Here is a 23,788-nt window from a genome sequence, read left to right on the forward strand (position 1 = left end):
CGAGCCCCCGCTCACCGCAGGAACGCTGCGGCGACCCCGGCGTCGACCGGGATGTGCAGGCCCGTGGTGTGGTCGAGGTCGGCCGAGGTGAGCACCGCGACGGCGTTGGCGACGTTCTCCGGCAGCACCTCGCGCTTGAGCAGCGTGCGCTGGGCGTAGTACTTGCCCAGCTCCTCCTCCGGCACGCCGTAGACCGCAGCACGCTTGGCGCCCCAGCCGCCGGCGAAGATGCCGGACCCGCGCACGACGCCGTCGGGGTTGATGCCGTTGACCTTCACCCCGTGGTCGCCGAGCTCGGCGGCGAGCAGCCGTACCTGGTGGGCCTGGTCGGCCTTGGTCGCCGAGTAGGCGATGTTGTTCGGGCCGGCGAAGACGGAGTTCTTGGACGAGATGTAGACGATGTCGCCGCCGAGGCCCTGCTCGATGAGGACCTTCGCCGCCGCCTTCGAGACCAGGAACGAGCCCTTGGCCATGACGTCGTGCTGCAGGTCCCAATCCGCCTCGGTGGTCTCCAGCAGCGGCTTCGAGATGGACAGACCCGCGTTGTTGACGATCAGGTCGAGACCGCCGAACTGCAGCAGCGCCTCCTGGATGCCCGCGTGGATGTCGGACTCGCTGGTGACGTTCGCCGCCACCCCGATCGCGACATCCGTGCCGCCGAGCTCCGCCGCCGCGGCCCGCGCCTTCTCCCGGTCGAGGTCGGCGATGACCACGCACGCGCCCTCGGCCGCGAGCCGGGTGGCGATGGCCTTGCCGATGCCCGAGGCCGCGCCGGTCACCAGCGCGATACGGCCCGCGTGCGACTTGGGCTTGGGCAACCTTTGGAGCTTGGCCTCCTCCAGCGCCCAGTACTCGATGCGGAACTTCTCCGCCTCGTCGATCGGCGCGTACGACGAGATCGCCTCGGCGCCGCGCATCACGTTGATCGCGTTGATGTAGAACTCGCCCGCGACCCGCGCGGTCTGCTTGTCCTTGCCGTAGGAGAACATCCCGACGCCCGGGATGAGCACGATGGCCGGGTCGGCGCCGCGCATCGCGGGCGAGTCCGGCGTCGCGTACTTCTCGTAGTACGCCGTGTACTCGGCCCGGTACTGCTCGTGCAGCTCCGTCAGCCGGGCGATCGAGTCCTCGACGGACGCGTCGGCCGGCAGATCGAGGATCAGCGGCTTCACCTTGGTGCGCAGGAAGTGGTCCGGGCACGAGGTGCCCAGCGCGCCCAGGCGGACGTGCTCCTCCGACGCCAGGAAGTCGAGCACGACCTCTGCGTCGGTGAACGAGCCGACCTGCGGCTTGTCCGTCGACGCCAGCCCGCGCAGGGTCGGCGCGAGCGCCGCCGCCTTCGCCCGCCGCTCGGCCGGGTCCAGCGGCTCGTTCGCCGGGATGCGCGCACCGAACGGGTCGGGACGGCCGTGCTCGGCGATGTAGTCGGCCGCGGTCTGGATGATCCACAGCGAATTGGCCTCGGCCTCCTCGCTCGTGTCGCCCCACGCCGTGATGCCGTGGCCGCCCAGGATGGTGCCGATCGCATCCGGATTCGCGGCCTTGATCGCCGCGATGTCGAGACCGAGCTGGAAGCCGGGGCGACGCCACGGCACCCACACGACGCGGCCGCCGAAGACCTCGGCCGTCAGCCGCTCGCCGTCGGCCGCGGTCGCGATCGCGATGCCGGAGTCGGGGTGCAGGTGGTCGACGTGGGCCGCGTCCACCAGCCCGTGCATGGCCGTGTCGATCGACGGCGCCGCGCCGCCCTTGCCGTGCAGGGTGTAGTCGAAGGCGGCGACCATCTCGTCCTCGTGCTCGACGCCCGGGTAGACGTTCTGCAGCGCGCGGAGGCGGTCCAGGCGCAGCACCGCGAGGCCCTGCTCGGTGAGGGTGCCGAGGTCTCCCCCGGAGCCCTTCACCCACAGCAGCTCGACAGGCTCACCGGTCACCGGGTCGGTCTCGGTGCCCTTGGCGGAGGTGTTGCCGCCGGCGTAGTTGGTGTTCGCGGGGTCCGACCCCAGACGGTTGGAGCGGGCGATCAGGGAGGCGACAGTTCCGTTGGTCATCACGCCCCCCATCCGGCCTGGGTGCCGCCGACGCGGTCGGCCTCGATCTTCTCCTGGTACCCGGACGCCGTGTACGCCGCCATCGGGTCCGCGGGCAGACCGCGCGACTCCCGCCACGCGGCCAGGTCGGCGCGCACGTCGGTGTTGAACGCATCCATGAACACGGTGTTGGCCGCCAGCACGTCGTTCGCGCGCTGCGCCGCGTCCAGCGCCTCCACGTCCACGAGGAGCGCCTTGGCGGTCGCCTCCTGCACGTTCAGCACCGAGCGGATCTGGCCCGGGATCTTCGCCTCCAGGTTGTGGCACTGGTCGAGCATGAACGCGATCTCCGGGTTGCCGTAGCCGCCGCCCTGGATCACCTCGAACACGATCCGGAACAGCTGGAACGGGTCGGCCGCGCCCACGATCAGGTCGTCGTCGGCGTAGAAGCGGCTGTTGAAGTCGAACGAGCCCAGCTTTCCGAGGCGCAGGAGCTGCATCACGATGAACTCGATGTTCGTGCCCGGCGCGTGGTGCCCCGTGTCCAGGCACACGAACGCGCGGTCGCCGAGCGCGGCGGTCTGGACGTAGCTGGTGCCCCAGTCGGGAACATCCGTGTGATAGAACGCCGGCTCGAAGAACTTGTACTCCAGCACCAGCCGCTGGCCCTCGCCGATCCGCTCGTAGATCTTCTGGAGGCTGTCGGCGAGGCGGTCCTGCCGGGCCCGCATCGAGTCCTGGCCCGGGTAGTTCGTGCCGTCCGCCAGCCAGATCTTCAGATCCCGCGAGCCGGTCTCGTTCATCACGTCGATGCACTCGAAGTGGTGGTCGATCGCCTTTTGCCGGATGCGCGGGTCCGAATGCGTCACCGAGCCGAACTTGTAGTCGTCGTCCTGGAACGTGTTCGAGTTGATCGTGCCCAGCCGCACCCCGTTGTCCTCGGCGTGCTTGGCGAGATCCGCATACGAATCCACCCGGTCCCACGGGATGTGCAGCGCGACCGTCGGCGCGAGCCCGGTGTGCTTGTGCACCTGCGCGGCGTCCGAGATCTTCTCGAACGGGTCGCGCGCGGTGCCGGGGGTTCCGAACACCCGGAACCGGGTGCCCGAGTTGCCGAACGCCCAACTCGGCAGCTCGATCGCCTGCAGCGCGAGCTCCGAACGGGTGCGGTCAGTGAGACTCATGGGATTCGCTTTCTCTCCAGCGGTGGATCTGTGGATCGGTGGATCGGCGGTGGCCGCTCAGCGGACGCCCACGGCGGCCGGAAGCTCGGCGGAGGCGGTGACCCGCCCGGCGCCGATCGGCCGCTCCTCGCCGCTGGGCAGCCGGAGGATGCCGTCGACGCCCTCGGGAAGCTCCGCCTCGACGGTGAAGACGCCCTCGCCGTCGATGCTCCAGCGGACGGAGACGCGTCCGTGCGGGGTCTCGAGCGAGGTCGCCGCCTCGGTGAGGCCGCCGCCCGGCTGCGGCGCGACGAGCACGCGGGCATAGCCCGGCTCGAGCGCCGACAGGCCGCCGACGACCCGGTGCATCCAGTCGGCAACCGCACCGAGGGCGTAGTGGTTGAAGCTCGTCATCTCGCCCGGGTTGATGGTGCCGTCGGGCAGCATCGAGTCCCAGCGCTCCCACACGGTGGTCGCACCCATGGTGACCGGGTAGAGCCAGGACGGGCACTCCTTCTCCAGCAGGAGGCGGTAGGCGACGTCCGTGTGTCCGGTCCGGGTGAGCGCGTCGGCGATGAACGGCGTACCGGCGAAACCGGTGGAGATGCGGTAGCCCGCCTCCGCGGCGAGCTCCGCGAGCCGGTCGCCCGCGACCGCCTCGTCGGCCCCGGACAGCAGGCCGAAGACGATCGCGAGGGCGTACACCGTGGTGCAGTCGCTTTTCACGATGCCGCCGTTCACGTACTCCCGGTCGAACGCCTCCCGGAGCGCCTCGGCGTGGGCCGCGAATTCGGCCTGCTCCGCAGAGCGCCCGAGCACACCGGCGGTGTCGGAGACGATCTTCGCCGACCAGTAGGCGCAGGCCGTCGCGACGACGCCCTTGTCGGCCTTCGCCTTCGCCGGGTCCTCCGGCGGGGCGTCCGGGTCGAGCCAGTCGCCGAACTGGAAGTTGCCGTCCCACACTCCGGAGGGCGACAGCAGCGACTTCACCCGGCGCACGTGCGACGCCATCGACTCGAACTGGCGCTCCATCACTGCGGTGTCGCCGTACGCCTGGTACAGGTCCCACGGCACCCAGACGGCGGCGTCGCTCCAGATGGCGGTGCTGTCGGGCTTGCCGAAATCGGCCGGGTGCGGCATGTACTTCAGCACGTCCGGGATGACGAAGCCGACGATGCCGTCGTTGTGCTTCTGCTCCAGGTCGAGGTCGACCAGCCAGTCGGAGAGGAACGCATCCACGTCGTAGAGGAACGCGGCGGTCGGCGCGAAGGCGGCGATGTCGCCGGTCCAGCCGAGCCGCTCGTCGCGCTGCGGGCAGTCCGTCGGCACGTCGACGAAGTTGCCGCGCATGCCCCAGACGACGTTCTCGTGGAACTGGTTGAGCAGCGGGTCGGAGGTGTGGAACTCGCCGATGCGGGTCAGCTCCGAGCCGATCGCGACCGCGGTCAGGTCCTCCGCGCGCAGCTCGCCCGGCCATCCCGTGATCTCGGCGTAGCGGAACCCGTGGAAGGTGAACGTCGGCTCGAACTCGTCGACCCCGCCGGAGAGGATGTAGCGATCGGTCGCCTTGGCCGACCGCAGCGGGCGCACACCGAGCTCACCGTGCTCCAGCACTTCGGCGTGGCGGATGACGACCTCCGTGCCGGCCGGGCCCTGCACCCGGACCTTGATCCAGCCGACCAGGTTCTGCCCGAAGTCGACCAGGGTGGCGCCGGAGGGCGACGTGGTGATCTCCTGCACCGCCAGCGCGGCCCAGCGGGTGACCGCCGGCCCGATGTACGGGGTGAGGCGGGAGTCGTCGAACTCGACCGTGCGCACGCCCGCCCAGCCGTCGCCCGCGAACCCGGGCCGCTTCCACGAGTCGTCGCGGCGGCGGGCGTCGATCGTCTCGCCGTCGTACAGGTCGTTCGCGAGGATCTCGCTCGGGCCGGCGGACCACTTCTCGTCCGTCACCACGAGCTGGGTCGTGCCGTCGGCGAACTCCAGCTCCAGCTGCGCGAACGCGCCGAGGCCATCGCCGTACCAGGCCTCGCCGCCGGTCCAGCCGAGGCGGCCGCCGAACCAGCCGCGGCCCAGCGCGATGCCGAGCACGCTGGTCTCGTCGACCAGGTCGGTGACGTCGTAGCTGGCGTAGCGCAGCCTCCACTCGTACGCGCTCCAGCCCGGGGTGAGCAGGTCCTCGGACACCGGCCGGCCGTTCAGCCAGGCCTCGACCACGCCCTGCGCGGTCAGCGTGAGGGTCGCCCGGGTGAGGGCGCCGTGGCCCTCCTCGAGGCGGAACTCCCTGCGCAGCAGCGGTGCCGAGTCGAGCTCCTGCGCGGGTGCGATCAGTCGGGCGTGCCAGTTCATCTTCGTCTGCGCTCCTGTTTCGTGTGCGGTCGTCGTCGTGTCGTCGGGGGTGGTCATGTCAGCCCTTCACCGCCCCGCTCGTCATTCCTGCGATGATCTGCCGGTTGAAGAAGATGTAGGCGACCAGCGGCGGGATGGTGATGAGCAGGATGTCCATGAAGAGCAGGTTGTAGAAGCTCAGGTTCTGGCCGGAGAACGTGTAGAGCGTGGTCTGCACGGTGGCGTTGTCCGATCCGGGGAGGAAGTACAGCGGTCCCTGGAAGTCGTTGAAGACGAAGACCGACTGCACGACGATCACGGTCACGATCACGGGCTTGAGCAGCGGCAGGATGACCTGGAAGAACAGGCGGACCCGGCCGGCGCCGTCCAGCACCGCGGCTTCGTCGAGTTCCTTGGGCACGGTGTTGAAGAACGCCCGGAACAGCAGGATGCAGAAGGAGAGCCCGAAGGTGGTCTCGATGAGGATCATGCCCGGGATGGTCTTGTACAGCCCGGTGCCCTGCAGCACCCAGATGGTCGGGACCACCGCGGGTGGCACGATCAGGCCGGCGAGGACGAAGAAGTTCACGACCGGGCCCCACTTGCTGCGCTTGCGGGCGAGCACGTAGCCGGCCATCGCGGCCAGGATCACCATGAGGGCGACCGAGCCGACCGTCAGCACGAACGAGTTGAGGAACGCGCGCCAGATCAGGCCGTCGTTGCTCTCCAACACGGCGATGAGGTTGTCGAAGAAGTGCCACTCCTTCGGCCAGGTGAAGGCGAGGGTGGAGGCGTCGTCCGGCGACTTCGCGGCCTGCAGCACGATGAACGCGAGCGGGACGAGGAAGACCACGACGGAGACGAGGATGGCGATGACGCCGACGCTCCAGGAGCGGATGCGAGCCTGCTTCACAGCTCCACCTGCTTTCTGTTCAGGACGTACGAGAGCGGGACCATGATCGCGGTCACGACGAGGAAGAGGATGACGTTGCCGGCGGTCGAGAGACCGTAGAACCCGGCTTGGTATTGCTTGTAGATGACCGAGGCGAGCACATCGCTGGTGAACCCGGGACCACCGCCGGTGGTGGCCCAGATGATGTCGAAGGAGCGCAGGCCGCCGATCAGCGACAGGATGATGACGGTCGCGGTCGCGCCGCGGCTGAGCGGGATGGTGATGCGTCGCAGGATCTGCCACGAAGAGGCGCCGTCGATGCGGGCGGCCTCGAAGTACTCGCTCGGGATGGCGACGATGCCGGCCATGAAGATCAGCGTCGCGATGCCGACGCCCTTCCAGATGTCGACACCGGCGATGGAGTAGAGCGCGAGGTTGGGGTCGGTGAACCAGCCCGGCTGCGGGAGCCCGAAGAACCCGAGCACCGCGTTCACCATCCCGTGGAAGGGATCCAGCAGCGACTTCCAGAGGATGCCGACGCCGATGGTCGACAGCAGCACCGGGAAGAACACGATGGCCCGCAGGTAGCCGCGGCCGACGACCGGCCCGGTCAGCAGCAGCGCGAGCAGGAAGCCGATCACCACCTTGGCGGCCGACGTCAGGAACGCGTAGATGAAGGTGTGGATGAAGCTGGTGTAGAGCTGCGGGTCCTGGAAGAACTGCACGTAGTTCGCGAACCCGATGAACTGCGAGTCGAACAGCGACCAGCGGGTCAGCGAGAAGTAGAACGAGGAGAAGGTCGGGATCGCGAAGAAGATGACGTAGAGCGCGATCGCGGGGATGAAGAACCACGTCGGGTACGCGGACCGGATGCGGGACTTCCGCGGTTTCGCGGGCCCGGGGCTCCTGCCCTCCGTGATGATGTCGGCCGCTTGTACTGCGGTCGCCGGGGTGGCCGTCGACATGTGTCTGCTCCTCGTCGAGTCTTCTGTCCGCCGGTGCTGGTCGTCGGACGCCGGTGGTCGTCCGGCCGGTGACCGTCCGGACCGGCGATGGGGGGATCGCCGGTCCGGAGGGGTCTCACCAGCCCTTGATGCCCAGCTGCTGGGCCTGCGCCTTCACATCCTGGTCGTACAGGGCGGCGCCCTGCTGCGCGGTCGAGATGCCGGATCCCACCTGGATCAGGATCTTCTCCAGGTTCGGGCCCTTGATCGGCGACAGGAACTCCAGCGCCAGGCCGGTCTTCTTGTCGTCCTGGTACTTCAGCATGTCCTTGACCAGCGCGGGGGCGTTGGACGGAAGGGTGCAGGCGCTCGTCGCGAACGGGCCGCCCGGGGTGCCGACCTTGTTCTGCAGGTCGCAGCCGGTGGGCGAGTTGATGAACGCCACGAGCTTCTTCGCCGCGGTCAGCTTGTCGCCGGTGGTCGACTTCGGGATGTAGGCGCCGTTCGACTCCCACACGGTCGCGTGGGGCTCACCCGAGTCCGGCGGCACGGCGAAGTAACCGATGTCGTCGACCTGGTCGGGGTTCGACTGCACGACGTTGCCGATCACCGCGGAGAGCATCGGGTACTGCGCGCCCTCGCCGGTGGCGAGCATCTTCAGGGCGTTGACGTTGGTCAGGGACGCGAAGTCCTTGTTCATCAGGCCCTTGTCGAAGATCTCCTGGGTATGCGTGAAGCCCGCGAGCGCCGGCTCCTTCGCGTACTTGGCGTTCGATTTGTTGGCCGTGTAGTCCGTCGCCCAGTTCGGGTCCTTGGCGCTCACGTTCGCGAAGTCGGCGAGGACGAGCAGCTGACTGGTCCAGGTGTCGCCGTACGACTGGATGACCGGTGCGATGCCTGCGGCCTTGATCTTCTCGCTGTTGCTGATGAACTCGTCCCAGGTGGTCGGGACGCTGAGGCCGAGCTTCTCGTAGACCTTCTTGTTGTAGAGGATGCCGCCGTCGAAGGTGGTGCCCCAGGGTGCTCCGTACAGTCCCTTGTCGGTGCTGACGGTCTTCTTGAAGTCGCTGGTCAGATCCTTCGCCCAGGCCTCGTCGGTGAGCGGCTGGAGCTGGGAGTCCGGACGCAGCGCCTGGAAGAGCGAGCCCGAGTTGTAGAGGAAGACGTCGTTCATCTCGCCCGTGGAGAGGCGCGTCTTGATCAGGTTGTCGCCGTCGGTGCCGGCGGGGCGGGTCTCGACTTTGACGGTGATACTGGGGTTGGCCTTGTGGAACGCCTTGGCGAGATCGTTCGCGAACTGCGTGTTCACGGGGTCGTTGCCGCCCGCGAGCAGCGAGATGGTGGTGGATCCGCCTGAGCCGCCGCTGGACGAGCAGCCGGCGAGCGCAGCACCGAGCAGCGCGGCCCCGCCGAGAATGGCGGCGACTCGTGTCGCCGTCCTCCGAGTGAACATCCAAATACCTCCTTGTATTTTGAGCGCCGCCTCGCCTCGGGTGTGTGTTCCGGCGGGTTTTGAAACGCTTCATCGAACCATAGAGGCAGGGATGCGAGAAGGTCAAGAAGTTTTTAGTAACGATTCAATCCCTTGAATCCTCGTTGCATCCGCCGCTGCAGCGTGGATAGACTTCGCCGACATCGCACTCGCGTCATTGCGTCGATTCAACGACGAAGTCGCATAGGATTCGAGCGGAAGGGGGGCAGGATGGCCTCGGCTAGCGTGAAAGACGTCGCCGCGCTGGCGCGCGTGTCGGTCGGGACCGTCTCCAACGTCCTCAACCGGCCCGAGCTCGTCGCCCCGGAGACCGTCGAGCGCGTGACGCAGGCCATGGAGAAGCTCTCCTACGTGCGCAACGAGGCCGCCCGCCAGCTGCGCCTCGGCCACAGCCAGGCGCTCGGGCTGATCACCCTGAGCGGCGGCAACCCGTTCTTCACCGACCTGGCCACCGCGGCGGAGGACGCCGCGGCCGACGCCGGCTTCTCGGTCATCGTCGGCAACAGCAACGAGCGCAAGGACCGCGAGGCCGGCTACCTGAGCCTGTTCGAGGAGCTCCGCGTGCGCGGAGTGCTGCTCTCCCCCGTCGGCGACCCGGCCGCGCGGCTGCGCCGCATGCGCGACCGCGGCATCTCGGCCGTGCTCGTGGACACGGTGAGCACCGACAGCTCGTTCAGCTCGGTCTCCGTGGACGACGTCGCCGGCGGTGCCCTCGCGGCGGCCCACCTGATCGAGTCGGGGCGTCGCCGACTCGCCTACGTCGGCGGACCGATCGGGATCCGCCAGGTGCGCGACCGCCTCGCCGGTGCGCGGCAGGAGGTGGCAAAGCACCCGGGCGCGACGCTCGAGGTGGTCGATGTCGTCGCCCTCACGGTGCAGGAGGGACGCGCGGCCGGCGCCGCCATCGCCGCACGACCGGCCTCCGACCGTCCGGACGCCGTCTTCGCGGCCAACGACCTGCTCGCGATCGGCCTGCTCCAGTCGCTGTTCATCAACGGCCGGCTCGCCATCCCGCAGGAGATCGCCTTGGTCGGCTACGACGACATCCAGTTCGCCAGCGCCTCGGTCGTCCCACTCACCTCGGTGCGCCAGCCGAGCGCCCTGATCGGCCGGACCGGCGTCGAGATCCTGCTTCAGGAGGCCGAGGACCCCGAGCTGCAGCCCCGCCACGTGCTCTACCAGCCCGAACTCGTCGTCCGCGAGAGCAGCGCCGGCTAGCGCCGCGCGGGCCGTCGGCGCGGCGCAACTGAGCATCGAATCGATCCGAATACCCGGCTGGGCCGACTCCCGTCGGAGATTCGAACGGAAGGGCGCCGAATTACCGACGGAAGCGGAGGGATGCGACCGCTCGCGGCGCTGGGCCGCTAGCATCGGGAGCAACTGCGACGGAGGGGGACGTCATGGACTCGAAGCTGCGACCGAAGGTCGTGCTGTGGTGGGGCGTCGGCCTCGCACTCGCCGGGGTGCTGGTGGCGCTGCTCCTGCCGCAGCTCGCCTACTCGGCCATCCCGGATCCGAGCTCGGCGACCGGCGTCGACCAGGGGCTGCTCGTGCTGCTCGATCTCGTCATCCGCATCGTCAGCGACCTGCTGACGCCGCTCGGGGTCGCGCTGATCGGCGCATCCCTGGTGATGGCGTACATCGGCCGCTTGCTCTCGGCGAGGGCGCCCCAGGCCGAGACCGCGCCGGGCGACCGGTGACGTCGGACCCGCTCAGCAGCCTCGCGCTGACGGTCACCTTCGCGGCGGCGGGCCTGTACGCGCTGTACTGGACGATCCGCCGCGCGGTCGCCCACGGCATCCGGGATGCGGCATCCGACGGGCAACGGCCGGACGAAGGGCACCCGGGGCCGCACGACCTGCTCGCGACCGAGATCGAGGAACTGGAGCAGCACCGGCGCGACCTGACGTGACCCCGGGCACGCGAAAGGCGCGGCACCCGTCTCTCGACGGGCCCGTGCCCTCTGGAGCGAGGCTCAGCTCTGCTGCTGCTCGGCCTTCGCCTTCAGCTCCTCGTACTGCTTGCGCACCTCGGTCATGTCGAGGCCGCGGATCTGCTGGATGAGGTCCTCGACGGCCTCGCCCGGGAGGGCGCCGGCCTGCGAGAACAGGGGGATGCCGTCGCGGTACGCGATCAGCGTCGGGATGGACTGGATGCCGTACGACGCCGCCAGCGCCTGCTGCGCCTCGGTGTCGATCTTGCCGAAGGTGATGTCGGAGTGCTTCTCCGACGCCTTCTCGAAGACGGGTGCGAACATGTGACACGGGCCGCACCAGTCGGCCCAGAAGTCGAGCAGCACGATGCCGTCGGCGACGGTCTGGTCGTGGTTGGTCGAGGTGATCTCGGTGGTTGCCATGTCAGGTGAAACACCGGTGGACCAGGCGGTATTCCGCTCAGCCTCCCCGCCGGCCTGTGAAGACGGTGAACGCGAGCGGTACGACGGAGGCGGCGAGGAACACGGTTCCGAGCACCTCATCCGTGGTGTGGATGATGGCCCCGGCGATCACGACGCCGCCGAACACCACCCCCGCCACCAGGCGCCGTGCCGCCCGCTCGAGCCGGCCCACCCGCTGCTCGAGACGCGGCGCGTTCACCGCGATCGAGCCGTCGTCGACGCGGGTGATGAGGTCGTCCAGCCGCTTCGGCAGCCGCCACGCGATCGTCAGGTTGTCGAGCGCCTGCTTGGCGATGTCCTGCCCGAGGTTGCCGCGCTCGTCGCGCAGCAGCTGCGCCGCGTACGGCTCGACGGAGTCCCACAGGTTGAAGGACGGGTCGAGCGCACTGCACACGCCGGAGGTCAGAGACATGGCCCGGATGATGAGCAGGAAGTTCTCCGGCAGCTGGAACGGCAGCGACCGCACGACGTCGCCGAACTCGACCGCGAACTCCCGGAACTCGCGCGGGTCCACCTCGCGCAGCTCGGCGAAGCCCATGCCGCCGAACCGGGCGAACAGGTGCGTCATCGCCCGCTCCAACTCCGCCGTGTCGGCGGTCGGGAGCAGCACGCCGACGTCGCGGATGGCGTCCACCAGCCCCTTGCCGTCGCGGGACGCCGCCGCGATCAGCAGCTTGCGCAGGCCGCTGCGCGTGCCGGGCGGCACCTCGCCCATCATCCCGAAGTCGACGAAGGTGAGCCGCCACGGCCGCTCCCCCGCCGGCTCCGGCAGCGGGGTCACGAAGATGTTCCCCGGGTGCGGGTCGGCGTGGAAGAACCCGTTCGTGAACAGCTGGTCGAACATCACCTCCGCGAACACCGGCGCGACCTCGGCCGGGTCGATGCCGGCGGCGCGCAGCCCGTCGGCATCGGTGATCTTGATGGCGGTGACATCCTGCAAAGTCAGCACGCGCATCGTCGTCCGCTCCCAGACCACCTCGGGCACCGCCACGCGCCCGTCGCCGTCGAACTCCTCGGCGAAGCGCTCGGAGTTCGCCGCCTCATGCAGGTAGTCGATCTCCTGCAGGCTGGTGCGCGCGAACTCCTCCACGAGTGCGGGCGCGTCGACCCGGTCGGAGACCAGGCGCACGTGGCTCAGCCAGCGGCCGACCCGGCGCAGGGCGGCGAGGTCGACATCCACGATCGCGTCGATGCCGGGGCGCTGCACCTTGAGCACCACCGCGTCCAGCCCGACGTCGGCGGCGAGCTCCGGGAGCAGCCGTCCGCGGTGGGCCTGCCCGAGGGAGGCCGCGGCCACCGGCACCTCGTCGACCGACGCGAACGCGCGCTCCAGCGGCATCCCGAGCTCGGCCTCCGCGAGCTCCCGGATGGCCGGGAACGGCACGGCGGGCACCTCGTCCTGCAGGCCCTCCAGTTCGCTCGTGATCTCCGGGGGCAGCACGTCGAGCCGGGACGACATGAACTGCCCGACCTTGATCATCAGGCCGCCGAGGTCGACCGCGAGGCCGTGGAAACGCTGCGCGAACCGCCGCATCCGTCGCGATCGGGTGCGGTTGGCGACGGAGGCCAGCCCGATGCGCGGCAGGACGAGCTCGTACCACCACGTGACGGTGAGGTTCCAGCCGGCGAAGCGCAGGATGCGGCGGTAGCGCGCACGTGTGGCCGGCGTCGCCGGCGGCGCTCCCGTCGCGGCCGGCGCCTGGTCCGACACCCGGGTCAGCCCTGGGCGAGGATCGAGTACAGCTTGCGGCGTGCCTCCTCCAGCACGGCGACGGCCTCCTGCACCTGGTCCGGCGTTCCGGTGCGGTGCACCTGGGCGGCCGCCTGGGCAAGCTCCATGCCCGCCTTCGGCAGGGCGCCCGGACCGGCGGTGCGGCGCTGGCCGCCCGTGCCGTCGGCGGTGTCGCCGCCGTCGAGCCACGGCGAGCTGCCCTCGCTCGCGGCGACCTCACGACCCTCCTCGGTGAGCGCGTACGTCTTGCGGCCGTTGGACTCCTCCGCCGTGATGAGGCCCTCGTCGGCGAGCAGCTGCAGGGTCGGGTAGACGGATCCGGCGCTCGGCTTCCAGGAGCCGCCGCTGCGCTCCTCGATCTCACGGATGATCTGGTAGCCGTGCATCGGCTTCTCGCTCAGCAGGGAGAGCACGGCGGCGCGCACGTCGCCGCGCCCCATCCGCGAGCCGACCTTCTTCTCGAACGTCGACCGCAGCTGCTCGAACGCCTGCCACATGGCGTCCGGGTCCATGCGGGCGCCGAAGCCGCCGGTGGGGAATGAGGTGGACATGATGATCCTCCGATCGTCAGCGATACCTAACGATATATCGCTACGATGGCGGGCGGAAGGTGTCGGCCGTGCCCGCTACCTTCGAATCAGATGAGAAACACGCCCCGCCGCTCGCCCGTCCGCCGCTCCCTCACCGCCGTCGTCCTCCTCGCCGCCGCACTGCTCACCACCGGCTGCACGGGCGCCGCGACCGCCCTGCGCGACCTCCCCGCCGCGACCGGCGCCGCCGCGCCGAGCGCGACCGCCGTGCCGAGCGCCACCGCAACGCCGAGCACCGCAGCGGTCCCGGCTTCCGCAGGAACGGCTCTCGCGCTGCTCGCGACTCTCCCGGTCAAGGGGAGGGCGCCCGCGACCGGGTACCAGCGCACGGAGGACTTCGGGGCGGCGTGGCTGGATGTGGACCGCAACGGCTGCGACACCCGCGACGACATCCTCTCCCGCGACCTCGAGGGCGCCGCACGGCAGGGCCGCTGCCGCGTGCTCTCCGGGACGCTGGCCGACCCGTACACCGGCCGCACCATCCACTTCGTGCGCGGCGAGAAGACCTCCGCGCTCGTGCAGGTCGACCACCTGGTCCCCCTGCAGAACGCGTGGGTCACCGGCGCCCAGCGGTTGGGCCGGGAGCAGCGCATCCGCCTGGCCAACGACCCGCTCAACCTGCTGGCGGTGGACGGCGCCTCCAACCAGCGCAAGTCGGCCGGCGACGCCGCCACCTGGCTCCCCGCGAACAAGGCGTTCCGCTGCGAGTACGTGGCACGGCAGGTCTCCGTCAAGGCGGTCTACGGCCTGTGGGTCACGCCGCCGGAGCACGACGCGATCGCGCGCATCCTGTCCGCCTGCCCGGCGCAGCCTGCCGAACCGTCCGGGCTCCCGCCGGCCGTCGGCTGAACCGTCACCGGGATGTCTCCGGGCCGCAATCGTGCGGAAACACGCGCCGCGTAACGTCTGAGCATGGGCCTGTTCTCTTTCTCCGAATGCGCACACTGCGGCGAGCAGCAGCCGGTTCTCGGCGACGGCCGGCTCGCCATCCACTTCACCCGCGACGGCGAGCGCTGCGGCGGCTCCGAGCGCCGCAACGACAACGACGGCGTCAGCAGCGAGCAGGCGCGCCGCATCGAGGCGCAGCTGCGCCAGGCGCTCCGTCAGGTGATGGGAGCCCGGACCGCCTGACGGATCCGCCCCGATAGCCCGCGCCGGGAGGCGGGTCAACCACCCTTCGGGACCTCGAAGGGTGTCCGCACGAACGGTCCAGAGGGGGTCCGTATCGTCGCCGGAGCCCGCGGTCCGATGCGGCCGGCACACCGGTCGGCCGCAGCGCGGGCACGGAAAGGATCCCATGATTCAGACGAAGAACACCTCCGTTCGGAAGAGCAGCGCCTTCACCGCCAAGCGGGCGGCCGTCGGCGCGGCGTCCCTCATCGCGGCGACCGCCCTGGTGGGGGTGGGGGCCCAGGGCGCGTTCGCGACGACGGTCGACGGCGGCGCCTCCGGCTCCGGCTCGTCCTCGTCGGCGACGGCGCAGGCGCACGTGTCGGCGGATGCGGGCCACGACCTGTTCGCCGGCCACCTGAACGGCGCGAAGGCGCAGGCGCTCGCCAAGCGCGTGATCGCCGACAAGCCCCTGTTCGCCCTGCTCCCGGACTCGCTCCAGCGCGACGTGAAGACCTTGTCGACGGCGGCCGCGAAGGACCGCGCCGCCGACGCGAGGAAGATCGTCCGCACGGCGCTCGACGGCGGGTACGGCAGCGCCATCAAGGACCTGGCCACGCACCTGAAGAACGCCAGGGACGACCGCTCCGGCCTGTCCGGGGTGAAGGGCCTCCTCGACGACCTGCGCTCGGGCGACCTGTCGTCGCCGCAGCTGGGCGACACCGGCGCCGCGGTCGCGGCCGACGTGACCGGTGACGCGCAGCTGGCGGCCAAGCTCCCGGACGCGCTGCGCACCGACCTCGGTCAGCTGGCGTCCGCACCGGCCGCCGAGCGGACGGGCGATGTTCAGAAGCTCGCCGCCACCGCGCTCGCGGGCGGCTACGGCGACGGCATCCAGCAGCTCGTCCAGCAGGCGGAGCAGGCTCTGGTCTCCGGGCACTGACCCGACGCAGCACCACGACGGCCCCGGCGCACTACGCCGGGGCCGCTCGCGTGCCACGCCGGTCCTTGCGGCGCGGCGGACGGATGTGGTGGCCTGGTGCCGTGATGTCGAACTTCTTCCCCCTGGATCCCCCGCACGACGAGACGGGCGGCTTCCCGACGACGGAGCAGATGCCGTGGTGGCGCCCGCCGGAGGACGAACTGCCGGTGTTCCTCGCCGTCGGCGAGCGGATGGCGGTCACGCCGCGGGTCGCCGTGGTGCTGACCGGCGCCCGCGTGTTCCGCAACGGCGTGGAGTTCCGCCTCGAGCGGCACTTCCGCCGGGGCGACCTGACGCAGCGGGAGTGGCAGCTGGAGCAGTGGGGCTTCCATGGTCCTCTCGGCCCGGGCGACCCCGGCCGCCTGCGGTACGGCGTCGCGCTGGGCGACGGCGAGAAGGTGCTGCTCGACGGTCCCGGCGGCGCGTTCCCCTTCGACGAGCCGCCGGCGCGCTCGCTCGCCCAGTCCGACGGGAGCGGCTCGGGGTCGGAGGACTACTACCGCTCGTACGACGGCCTCTGGCTGTGGCCGCTCCCGCCGGAGGGGCCCCTGGAGGTGGTGCTGGAGTGGCAGGAGCAGGGCATCCCCGAGACCCGTGCGGTTCTGGACGGCGGCCGCCTCCGCGAGCTCGCCGCCGGGGTGACCCGCATTTGGGACTGATCCGCCGTCGCCTCACCGGAGCGATCGCGGTGGTGCCGCTGCTCGCCTGCTGCGCCCTGCTCGGGGGCTGCGCGACACTCATGCCGGTCTGCGCCGGCGCAGCGGTGCGGCCGCCGATCGTCGGGGTGGATGCGCAAGGCTGGCATCACGCGCATCCCGGGGGCACCGTCCACGCCTGTTACGGCGGCACCTGCGATCGGGAGGACGGCACGACGGACACGTTCGAGATCGTGGTGCCGCAGGCCGACGCCGACGGCCGGAAGCACGACCTCGCCGTCACCATCACCGACGCGACGGGGACGACCGTGAGCAGCGAGCGCGTCGCCCTCGTGCGGATCCCCGGCAGGCCCGGCGGCCCGTGCCCGTTCCCCGACCAGTGGAGCCGGGAGGTGCTCGTGCGCGACGACGGCACGCTCCAGGTCGGCGGCGCGGACGACGGCGGCATCGTCGTCCCCACGCCGTGAATCATCGCCGCCAGAGCTCCTCCGGGCTCGCACCCGCCCGGAAGCCGTACGCCTCGGCCAGGATGACGGCCTCCGGGAAGTGCGCCGCGACGGCGTCGGGCGTGTGAGCGTCGCTGGCGAAGCTGATCGCCGCGCCGCCCTCCTCGGCCCACCACTGCACCACCCACGACCACAGCCTGCGGGTGTTCAGCTCGAGCGCCCGGCCGCCCTCCGCGATGGCGCGCATGGCACCGCGGATGCCGTCCTCGAAGGCGCGGGGATCGAACGGCCCGACCTCGGCCGCCGGCCAGTGGCGGAGCACGTAGTCGATGTGGGTGAAGACGTGGAAGGCGTCGCACCCGGCCACCATTCGAGGGATCTCCTCCAGGTACGCCGTCATCACCTCGTCCGGCGCGTGCTCGCGGAGCAACCGGCTGGGCTCGGCCCGCCCACCGCCGAGGTCGAGCGTGTGCAGCGAGCCGTTGATCCGGTCGAATCGATCGAGGTCGACCATCGCTCGGGCTTCGGCCTCGAACAGGTGAGGCTGACCGAACTCGATTCCGGTCAGGATGCGGAGCGCGGGGAACTCGTCCCGCATCCGCTCGATGCTGTCGAAGTAACCGTCGACATCGAGCGGCGCGAATACCATCAGCCCGTCGGGCTGGACATAGTGCCGCTGGTGCGGCATCAGGTCTTCCGGCTGCGCCCGCCAGGTGCCCGGGATATCGAGGTGCTCCGTGAAGAAGAGCGCAGGGAGCCCGATGCGCACCGCCTGCTCGCAGGTTGCGCGCATACGACCGGCGGCGGCCGAATCCGGCCCCCCGGTGTCCCACGAGAATTCGGTGTGGACGTGGCTGTCGGCGGGCAGGGCCATGTCCAGCATCGTAGACCGGCGGGGTGTCGAGCCTGCGACGCGCTCGACCGCCGGGACTGCGCGGTCAGTCCCGCGGCTCCCGCGGCAGATCCGGGTCGGCCGGCGGCAGCTCCGCCGGCTCGGCCACCGGCTCCCCCGTCTCCGCGTTGAGCGCCTGCTGCCCCGGCGGCAGGTTGGACAGGTCGGGCGCGATCACCGTCGCGGGCGTGCGGGAGTCGGGGAGCCCGAACACCGCCTCGGTGCCCTGCGCGGTCAGCACCAGGTCGTCGGAGCGCCGTGGCAGGGTCCGGCCCTGGAAGAAGTCCGGCCGGACGATCCGCCAGATCACCAGGAGGACCACGCCCAGGAGCAAACCGCCGACGCCGACCACCGCCTCCGCGCCGATGCCGAAGATGGTCACGTTCTTGCCTGCGGCGTCCGTCAGCCAGTCGGGCTGGGCGAAGTTGTAGACGCCGTAGCAGAACACCGCGAGCAGCATCAGTCCGCCGGCGAGCGGGAACAGCCCACGGAAGATGACCGTGCGCGCGCTGTGGAACAGGGTCTTGCGGTAGAACCAGACGCAGGCGAACCCGGTCAGCCCGTAGTAGAAGGCGATCATCAGCCCGATCGAGCCGATCAACGCGTTCAGCAGGCTGACGCTGATCGCGGTGAAGATCAGGTAGAAGAGCGCCGAGACGAGCCCCATCCCGATGGTCGACCACGTCGGGGTGAGGAACCGCGGGTGGATGCGGGCGAAGCGCTCCGGGATGGCCTTGTAGACCGCCATCGAGAGCGATGTGCGCGCGGTCGGAAGGATCGTGGTCTGCGTGGAGGCCGACGCGGAGGTGAGGATGGAGAAGCCCAGGAGCGCCATCAGGATGGTCCCGACCGGTCCGCTGCCGAACAGCGTCGGCCCGATCGCCGAGAAGACGTCGGACGAGTTCGAGGGGTTCGCCAGCCCGATCCCCTTGTCGCCGACCCCGGCGAACGCGACTGCGGCCACAGTGACCAGCGCGTAGGTGGCGAGCAGCAGCAGCGTCGAAATGACGGCCGCCCGGCCGGGCGTCTTGCCCGGGTCCTTCGTCTCCTCGTTGACCGAGACCGCGGTGTCCCAGCCCCAGTAGATGAAGATGGCAGTCAGCAGCGCCGGCGCGATCGTCTGCCCGAAGTCGAGCGTGAACGGGTTGAACCACGACCACTGCGGGATCAGCGAGTACGGCTCCGCGTTGCCGGTGTACACCTTCACCAGCGCGAACACGGCGAAGAGGATCAGGATGACGACCTCGAACCCCAGCAGGAAGTACTGCACACGCGCGGAGACCTCGATGCCGCGGTAGCAGATCCACGTCATCAGGGCGATCCACACGAGACCCGCGATGGTGACGGCGACATTGTTGTTCGCCAGGTCCGCGACGCCGGGCAGCCCGAAGCTGCCGACGAACGTGTACGAGTACTGCCCGGCGATCTGCGCCAGGTTCGCCATCACGATGACGTCGGCGACGATGATCCCCCAGCCGCCCATCCACCCGGTGATCGGGCCGAAGGCGCGCGTGGCCCACGTGAAGGTCGTGCCGCAGTCCGGCTCGGCCTTGTTCAGCTCCTGGTAGGCGACCGCGATGAGGTACATCGGCACGAACGCCAGCAGCACGATGCCCGGCGCTTTCACGCCGGCCGCGAGTGTCCCGCCGACGACGATGAAGCCGAGGCTCGCGGCGAGGCTGTACGCCGGCGCCGTGGAGGCGACCCCCACGACCACGCTCGACAGCAGCCCCAGCGCACCGCCCTTGAGGCCCTTGCCTTCCGGCTCCTGCCCGGTGGGGTCACCGGGGGTGGGGGGACGCAGCGCCGACATCAGCAGAACAGCGCCCACTCGCCGCGGGACAGCGAGGCCGCCTCCCCGCGCAGCAGCACGTTCCAGCGCCCGTCGTCCCGCGAGACGTACTGGACCAGGATCGTGCTGTACCGCCAGCCGTCGCGGGACCGCGACCAGTGCACCAGCGAGATGAACTGCCCTGGCCGCAGGTACGGGACGGCGAAGCCGTCGTCGCTGCGGGTCGGGGCATCCGGATCGACGACCGGATCGACGGTGAGATCCTCGGGAGTGCTGCCGATCATGCGCGCCACCTCCTTCTGCGCCTGCGCGGCGGGCCGGGGGTGGGGTACCCGCCGGCGGCCACCGCTCATTACGGGAAGTATCCGTAGGCGAGCGACGAGGCCCTTAGGGCTTAGGTCCCGCGGGGTGGGGTCGGGGCCTCGCGTGGATTTTGTACCTGGAGGTAGGTACAGTATCCATCATGACGACGCGAGACGACCTGATCGAGGCCACACGGGAGCTCATGTGGGAGCGCGGCTACGGGGCGACGAGCCCGAGGGAGATCCTGGATGCGGCCGGGGCCGGCAAGGGCAGCATGTACCACCACTTCCAGGGCAAGGAGGCGCTGGCCCAGGCGGCGATCGAGCGCAACACCGAGCAGATGAAGGCCCAGGTGCTGGCCTCCCTCGGATCGGGGTCTAGCGCCGTCGAGCGGTTGCGCGCGTACCTGACGCGAGACCACGAGGCGGTGCTGAAGGGCTGCCAGTTCGGCCGGCTGGTGCAGGAGCCCGAAGTGATCGACTCCCCCGCGCTGCGGACCGAGGTCGGCGAGATGTTCGCGTGGATCCGCGGGCAGCTCGCCGCCGTCATCACCGACGGGGTCGAGAGCGGCGAGTTCCGTGCGGACCTGGACCCGGTCCGCACGGCGGCGACGGTCGCGGCGACTCTGCAGGGCGGCTACGTGCTGGCGCGCGCGGCGCAGGACGCCTCCGTCTTCGACGATGCGGTCGAGGGCGTGCTGGCCCTGCTCGAAGCAGCGCGCGCGTGACCGCGATCGCGGCGCCCGTCCGCACCGCGTGGTCGGCGCGCGGCTGGGCGATCTACCTGGGCTGGATCGTCATCACCCTGGACGGCAGCGCCCTGAACCTGGCACTCCCCCGGATCGCGGACGACCTGAACGCGCAGGCGGGAGGGATCTCCTGGGTGGTCGACGCGTACACGCTCCCACTGGCCTCCCTGCTGCTCCTCGGCGGGAGCCTCGGCGACCGGGTCGGCGCCGAGAGGCTGTTCCGCGTCGGCGCGATCGGCTTCGCCGCGGCCTCCGCTGCGTGCGCGCTCAGCCCGTCGATCGGGGTGCTGATCGCCTGCCGCGCGGCGCAGGGCCTGTTCGCCGCGCTGCTCCTGCCGATGGTCCTCGCCCTGGTGGGCAAGAGCTTCGACGACCCCGCGCACCGTTCGACCGCCGTGAACATGATGACGGTCTTCGGTGGCGCCGGGATGGCCGTCGGGCCGTTCCTCGGCGGCCTCCTGACCGACACGGCAGGCTGGCGTGCGGTGTTCTGGCTCACCACGCCGATCGCGGTCGCCGCGGCCGCTCTCGTCGGCACGGCGGACCGCCCGCGCGCGCGGCGCGACCGCCCTCGCCTCGACCTGGCCGGGCAGCTCACCGGAACCGCCGGACTCGTGGCCGTGGTCGCCGGGCTCATCGAGGCGGGCCGGGACGCGAGTGCGCCGCTCACCTGGATCCTCCTCCTGGGCGGCGTGCTGCTGCTCGCCGTCTTCGTCCTGGTCGAGCACCGCACGAAGACCCCGATCATGCCCCTCGGCGTGTTCCGCAGCCCGGGATTCCCCGGGGCGGTCCTCGGCGGTTTCGCCTTCCAGTTCGGCGCCTACGGGCTCCAATTCTTCCTCGCCGTGTACATCCAGAGGGCGTGGGGCGTCTCGGCACTCACGGGCGGCCTGCTGCTGGCATCCTTCGCCCTCGGAACCATCCTGGCCGGCGTGCTCGTCAACCCGGCCCTGCTGCGACGCGGCAACCGCCGGATGATCCTCATCGGATCCGGCGCCGCCGCGGCCGGAACCCTGCTGCTGCTCGGCGCGATCGGCGTCCAGCAGTGGTGGGTGCTCGTGGCCGCCGAGTTCATCGTCGGAGCGGGCACCGCGATCTACTCGACCGCGCTGAACAAGACCGCGAGCGTCTCGCTCGGGGCGGGCTCGGCGGGGCTGGCCTCCGGCATTTACAACACGTCCCGGCAGGTGGGCCAGGCCGTGGGCATCGCGGTGCTGGGGGCGCTCGCGGCGCTCGCGGATCCCCGTGTCGGGTACGTCGCGGCGGTGGTGGTGATCACCTGCTGCACCGTTGTGATCGCGGGGACGGCGCTGCGGGCGCCTGCATCAGAGTCCGTCAAGACGGTGTGATTCACCGCCAGCTCGGCGAGAGGGATCCGGAACGCCGCCCACACGGACATAACGCCACTACGTCCGTAACCTAGCGCCCGCGGGCGGAAAGGGGCATCGATGCAACCGATCGAGGTGCGAGGGCTGACGAATTTATTCGCCGGGGTCGCCGTGGTCGACGATCTCAGTCTGACAATCGCCGCGGGCGAGGTGTTCGCCCTGGGGCCGAACGTGCGGGGAAGACCAGAACCGTGGAGACCGAACCATGGCGACCGCCAGCGACCGCGAGTGAAGTTGAAACGGTCTGGCATCGGGCTTCAAGGTCCGGGAGACTGGAGCGATAAAGCAGACTCGGCGCATGGAAGGCAGAGCGTGGGAGAGACACCAGCAGGGCGAGGCCTTTACGACGGTTTCGAGGGCTACCGCGACCCAACCGAAGACGAAGTGCTGGCTCTCCTGGAAACTTGCCCCATCATCCTAGACACCAATGTCCTCCTGGACATTTACGGATTCGAGGAACCAGCCCGCGTGCTAGCTCTGGACGTGCTGGATTCCATACGATCTCGCCTATGGGTGCCGCATCAGGTGATGCGAGAGTTCTGGCGCAACCGCCACTCCGTGATCGCCGGGATCTCATCCCCTGTCCAGCCGATCGACGCCGTACGCGGCGAGTTACTCGCGATTGTCAACTCGCTTCGCCCCGATCGCGAACGACCTGAAGAGATTCAATCCATGAGGGAGACGGTTGAAACTCAACTAGACGAGTTAGCAGAAGCGATCAGCAAGGCGCGAGGGAATCCTCTCAACATCGCGCAGATCCTTACCGACACAAGCCTCGATCCGGTGCTAGCTCGGTTGGAAGGCGTCCTTAGAGGACGAGTAGGACGGCCGTTAGGCGACGACGAGCCTTCACTGATCCAAGCGGGGCTGAAGCGGTTTGCAGTGAAGATCCCGCCCGGATACATGGATGCGGAGGATAAAGCCGACCAGCTTCCTGAACAAGGCACCGGCGATTATCTCTTGTGGGAGCAAACACTGCGGTATGTATCGGAACTTCAGGCTTCTTCCGACGCGTTTGTGATCGTCACCAACGACGCGAAGGAGGATTGGCGGATCAATGTCGCGAATCTCAAGAAGCGGGCACTCGGCGTCCGCCCAGAGCTTGTTGCGGAAGCCCTCGACCGCACGGGTCGCCGACTTGTATTGCTCCAACAGAGCGATTTCTATCGCCTCATGTCGCGAATCCGGCCCGGTGACCAAGCCGCCTCCGACTCCCTGGTCGAGGCCAGCGCATTAGGTAGCCACGATGATGGTCTCACCGAATCAGAGTGGACGGAGGCCGCGTACAAGCGCCTTCTCCATGAGCTTAGAGAGGCCGGCAATCAGGTCCAGGCAGACATCGTCTCTATCGCAGCGCAGAGCGGCGGGTTCATCTCACGCGCCAAGATCTACGAGTATGCCGGGTACGCCGAAGATCGATCGCTGAGGCGCTTTGCCATGCCCGCACAGCGGGTTGCCTTATCTCTCGTCGAGAGCGAACTCCTGTCAGAAGATGCCCCGACGCCGCTGGAGGCAATATATGAGGGCCCTGGCAAGGCAGTCGGCTACCGCGTCCCGCGCGAGTTCGTGAAGTACGAAGCACAGCGCGACGAGCAGCCGACGTGGGTGCGAGCGGCAGCAACCGTTGCGGCGACATCCCCCGAACGCGTCTGGACCGTCAACGAGTTGGTATCCGAGATCCGCAGACTGGGGATTCGAGACGTGTCCGTCGCGAGAACTCCTGAAGCGACCCTTCGTCGTGATCTGTCCTTGCGAGACGGAACGTACTTCGAGCATGTTGGAAGCGGCTTCAGGCTCCGCTCGGATGTTCGTGGAACCCTTCCGGGTTCGGACGACAAACCGCCGGGATAGGCTCCCCACGAAGTGGGGGCCCCAAGAGCTACTGGCGATCGCGACGTAACAGAGTCG

At 69.6% G+C, this 23,788-nt stretch carries 23 protein-coding genes; 11 read left to right on the forward strand and 12 right to left on the reverse strand.

Features of this window, described 5'->3' with window-relative positions:
* Window positions 1–11: 11 nt before the first annotated feature.
* The 6 genes from HNO83_RS05910 to HNO83_RS05935 form a co-directional block, all read right to left on the reverse strand.
* A complete protein-coding gene (locus tag HNO83_RS05910) occupies window positions 12–2,048 on the reverse strand; it encodes a bifunctional aldolase/short-chain dehydrogenase (RefSeq protein ID WP_175336583.1) in 2,037 nt (678 codons plus the stop codon).
* Window positions 2,048–3,211, reverse strand: a complete 1,164-nt coding sequence (gene rhaI / locus HNO83_RS05915) for an L-rhamnose isomerase (protein ID WP_175336584.1) — start codon at window positions 3,209–3,211, stop codon at window positions 2,048–2,050. Before rhaI ends, HNO83_RS05910 begins: the two co-directional genes overlap by 1 nt.
* A 57-nt stretch (window positions 3,212–3,268) precedes the next feature.
* Complete coding sequence (locus tag HNO83_RS05920) at window positions 3,269–5,596, reverse strand: alpha-L-rhamnosidase (RefSeq protein ID WP_502708419.1); 2,328 nt, start codon at window positions 5,594–5,596, stop codon at window positions 3,269–3,271.
* A 1-nt stretch (window position 5,597) separates the two neighbouring features.
* Window positions 5,598–6,431: a carbohydrate ABC transporter permease gene (locus tag HNO83_RS05925; protein ID WP_175336585.1), complete on the reverse strand. Its 834-nt coding sequence runs from the start codon at window positions 6,429–6,431 to the stop codon at window positions 5,598–5,600.
* Window positions 6,428–7,375, reverse strand: a complete 948-nt coding sequence (locus HNO83_RS05930) for a carbohydrate ABC transporter permease (protein WP_175336586.1) — start codon at window positions 7,373–7,375, stop codon at window positions 6,428–6,430. Before HNO83_RS05930 ends, HNO83_RS05925 begins: the two co-directional genes overlap by 4 nt.
* Window positions 7,376–7,490: 115 nt before the next feature.
* Complete coding sequence (locus HNO83_RS05935; protein ID WP_175336587.1) at window positions 7,491–8,807, reverse strand: ABC transporter substrate-binding protein; 1,317 nt, start codon at window positions 8,805–8,807, stop codon at window positions 7,491–7,493.
* A 249-nt stretch (window positions 8,808–9,056) separates the two neighbouring features.
* Here HNO83_RS05935 and HNO83_RS05940 point away from each other — a divergent pair, with 249 nt between their 5' ends.
* The 3 genes from HNO83_RS05940 (at window position 9,057) to HNO83_RS05950 (ending at window position 10,758) form a co-directional block, all read left to right on the forward strand.
* Window positions 9,057–10,064 (forward strand): LacI family DNA-binding transcriptional regulator, encoded by a 1,008-nt coding sequence (locus HNO83_RS05940; RefSeq protein ID WP_175336588.1) that lies wholly within the window; start codon window positions 9,057–9,059, stop codon window positions 10,062–10,064.
* Between the two features lie 182 nt (window positions 10,065–10,246).
* Window positions 10,247–10,546 (forward strand): hypothetical protein, encoded by a 300-nt coding sequence (locus HNO83_RS05945; RefSeq protein WP_175336589.1) that lies wholly within the window; start codon window positions 10,247–10,249, stop codon window positions 10,544–10,546.
* Window positions 10,543–10,758, forward strand: a complete 216-nt coding sequence (locus HNO83_RS05950) for a hypothetical protein (RefSeq protein WP_175336369.1) — start codon at window positions 10,543–10,545, stop codon at window positions 10,756–10,758. The genes HNO83_RS05945 and HNO83_RS05950 overlap by 4 nt, the downstream gene beginning before the upstream one ends.
* Before the next feature lie 63 nt (window positions 10,759–10,821).
* Here HNO83_RS05950 and trxA read toward each other — a convergent pair whose 3' ends face one another.
* Genes trxA through HNO83_RS05965 form a run of 3 tightly spaced genes read right to left on the reverse strand, consistent with a single transcriptional unit; the run spans window position 10,822 to window position 13,524 of the window.
* The gene (gene trxA, locus HNO83_RS05955) at window positions 10,822–11,202 is read right to left on the reverse strand and encodes a thioredoxin (protein WP_175336590.1); all 381 of its coding nucleotides are present in this window, start codon (window positions 11,200–11,202) and stop codon (window positions 10,822–10,824) included.
* A gap of 37 nt (window positions 11,203–11,239) precedes the next feature.
* A complete protein-coding gene (locus tag HNO83_RS05960) occupies window positions 11,240–12,952 on the reverse strand; it encodes an ABC1 kinase family protein (protein WP_175336591.1) in 1,713 nt (570 codons plus the stop codon).
* Window positions 12,953–12,957: 5 nt separating this feature from the next.
* Window positions 12,958–13,524, reverse strand: coding sequence for a PadR family transcriptional regulator (locus tag HNO83_RS05965; protein WP_175336592.1), 567 nt, complete (start codon window positions 13,522–13,524; stop codon window positions 12,958–12,960).
* A 90-nt stretch (window positions 13,525–13,614) separates the two neighbouring features.
* On the opposite strand from HNO83_RS05965, the gene HNO83_RS05970 reads away from it, so the two are divergent.
* The 5 genes from HNO83_RS05970 to HNO83_RS05990 all read left to right on the forward strand — a co-directional run bounded on the left by HNO83_RS05970 (window position 13,615) and on the right by HNO83_RS05990 (window position 16,778).
* On the forward strand, window positions 13,615–14,412 hold the full coding sequence (locus HNO83_RS05970) for an HNH endonuclease family protein (protein WP_175336593.1): 798 nt from the start codon (window positions 13,615–13,617) through the stop codon (window positions 14,410–14,412).
* A gap of 63 nt (window positions 14,413–14,475) precedes the next feature.
* The gene (locus HNO83_RS05975; RefSeq protein WP_175336594.1) at window positions 14,476–14,694 is read left to right on the forward strand and encodes a hypothetical protein; all 219 of its coding nucleotides are present in this window, start codon (window positions 14,476–14,478) and stop codon (window positions 14,692–14,694) included.
* 166 nt (window positions 14,695–14,860) lie between these two features.
* A complete protein-coding gene (locus tag HNO83_RS05980) occupies window positions 14,861–15,616 on the forward strand; it encodes a hypothetical protein (RefSeq protein WP_175336595.1) in 756 nt (251 codons plus the stop codon).
* Between the two features lie 101 nt (window positions 15,617–15,717).
* A complete protein-coding gene (locus tag HNO83_RS05985; protein ID WP_175336596.1) occupies window positions 15,718–16,314 on the forward strand; it encodes a hypothetical protein in 597 nt (198 codons plus the stop codon).
* Window positions 16,305–16,778, forward strand: a complete 474-nt coding sequence (locus HNO83_RS05990; protein WP_175336597.1) for a hypothetical protein — start codon at window positions 16,305–16,307, stop codon at window positions 16,776–16,778. Before HNO83_RS05985 ends, HNO83_RS05990 begins: the two co-directional genes overlap by 10 nt.
* 1 nt (window position 16,779) lies before the next feature.
* Here the strand turns inward: HNO83_RS05990 and HNO83_RS05995 are convergent, their stop codons facing one another.
* From HNO83_RS05995 to HNO83_RS06005, 3 genes are all read right to left on the reverse strand, one after another.
* The gene (locus HNO83_RS05995) at window positions 16,780–17,631 is read right to left on the reverse strand and encodes a PHP domain-containing protein (RefSeq protein ID WP_175336598.1); all 852 of its coding nucleotides are present in this window, start codon (window positions 17,629–17,631) and stop codon (window positions 16,780–16,782) included.
* 64 nt (window positions 17,632–17,695) lie between these two features.
* Window positions 17,696–19,480, reverse strand: coding sequence for an APC family permease (locus HNO83_RS06000; protein WP_349627091.1), 1,785 nt, complete (start codon window positions 19,478–19,480; stop codon window positions 17,696–17,698).
* Window positions 19,462–19,794: a hypothetical protein gene (locus tag HNO83_RS06005; RefSeq protein WP_175336599.1), complete on the reverse strand. Its 333-nt coding sequence runs from the start codon at window positions 19,792–19,794 to the stop codon at window positions 19,462–19,464. The genes HNO83_RS06000 and HNO83_RS06005 overlap by 19 nt, the downstream gene beginning before the upstream one ends.
* Window positions 19,795–19,904: 110 nt before the next feature.
* Between HNO83_RS06005 and HNO83_RS06010 the strand changes: the two genes are divergently transcribed.
* The 3 genes from HNO83_RS06010 (at window position 19,905) to HNO83_RS06020 (ending at window position 23,731) form a co-directional block, all read left to right on the forward strand.
* A complete protein-coding gene (locus HNO83_RS06010) occupies window positions 19,905–20,471 on the forward strand; it encodes a TetR/AcrR family transcriptional regulator (RefSeq protein WP_175336600.1) in 567 nt (188 codons plus the stop codon).
* A complete protein-coding gene (locus HNO83_RS06015) occupies window positions 20,468–21,841 on the forward strand; it encodes an MFS transporter (RefSeq protein WP_175336601.1) in 1,374 nt (457 codons plus the stop codon). The genes HNO83_RS06010 and HNO83_RS06015 overlap by 4 nt, the downstream gene beginning before the upstream one ends.
* A 99-nt stretch (window positions 21,842–21,940) precedes the next feature.
* Entirely contained in the window at window positions 21,941–23,731 is a 1,791-nt protein-coding gene (locus HNO83_RS06020) for a PIN-like domain-containing protein (RefSeq protein WP_175336602.1), read from the forward strand.
* Window positions 23,732–23,788 lie beyond the last annotated feature (57 nt).

Origin of the sequence: Leifsonia sp. C5G2 (assembly GCF_013359685.1) — a bacterium.
Lineage (GTDB): Bacteria > Actinomycetota > Actinomycetes > Actinomycetales > Microbacteriaceae > Leifsonia.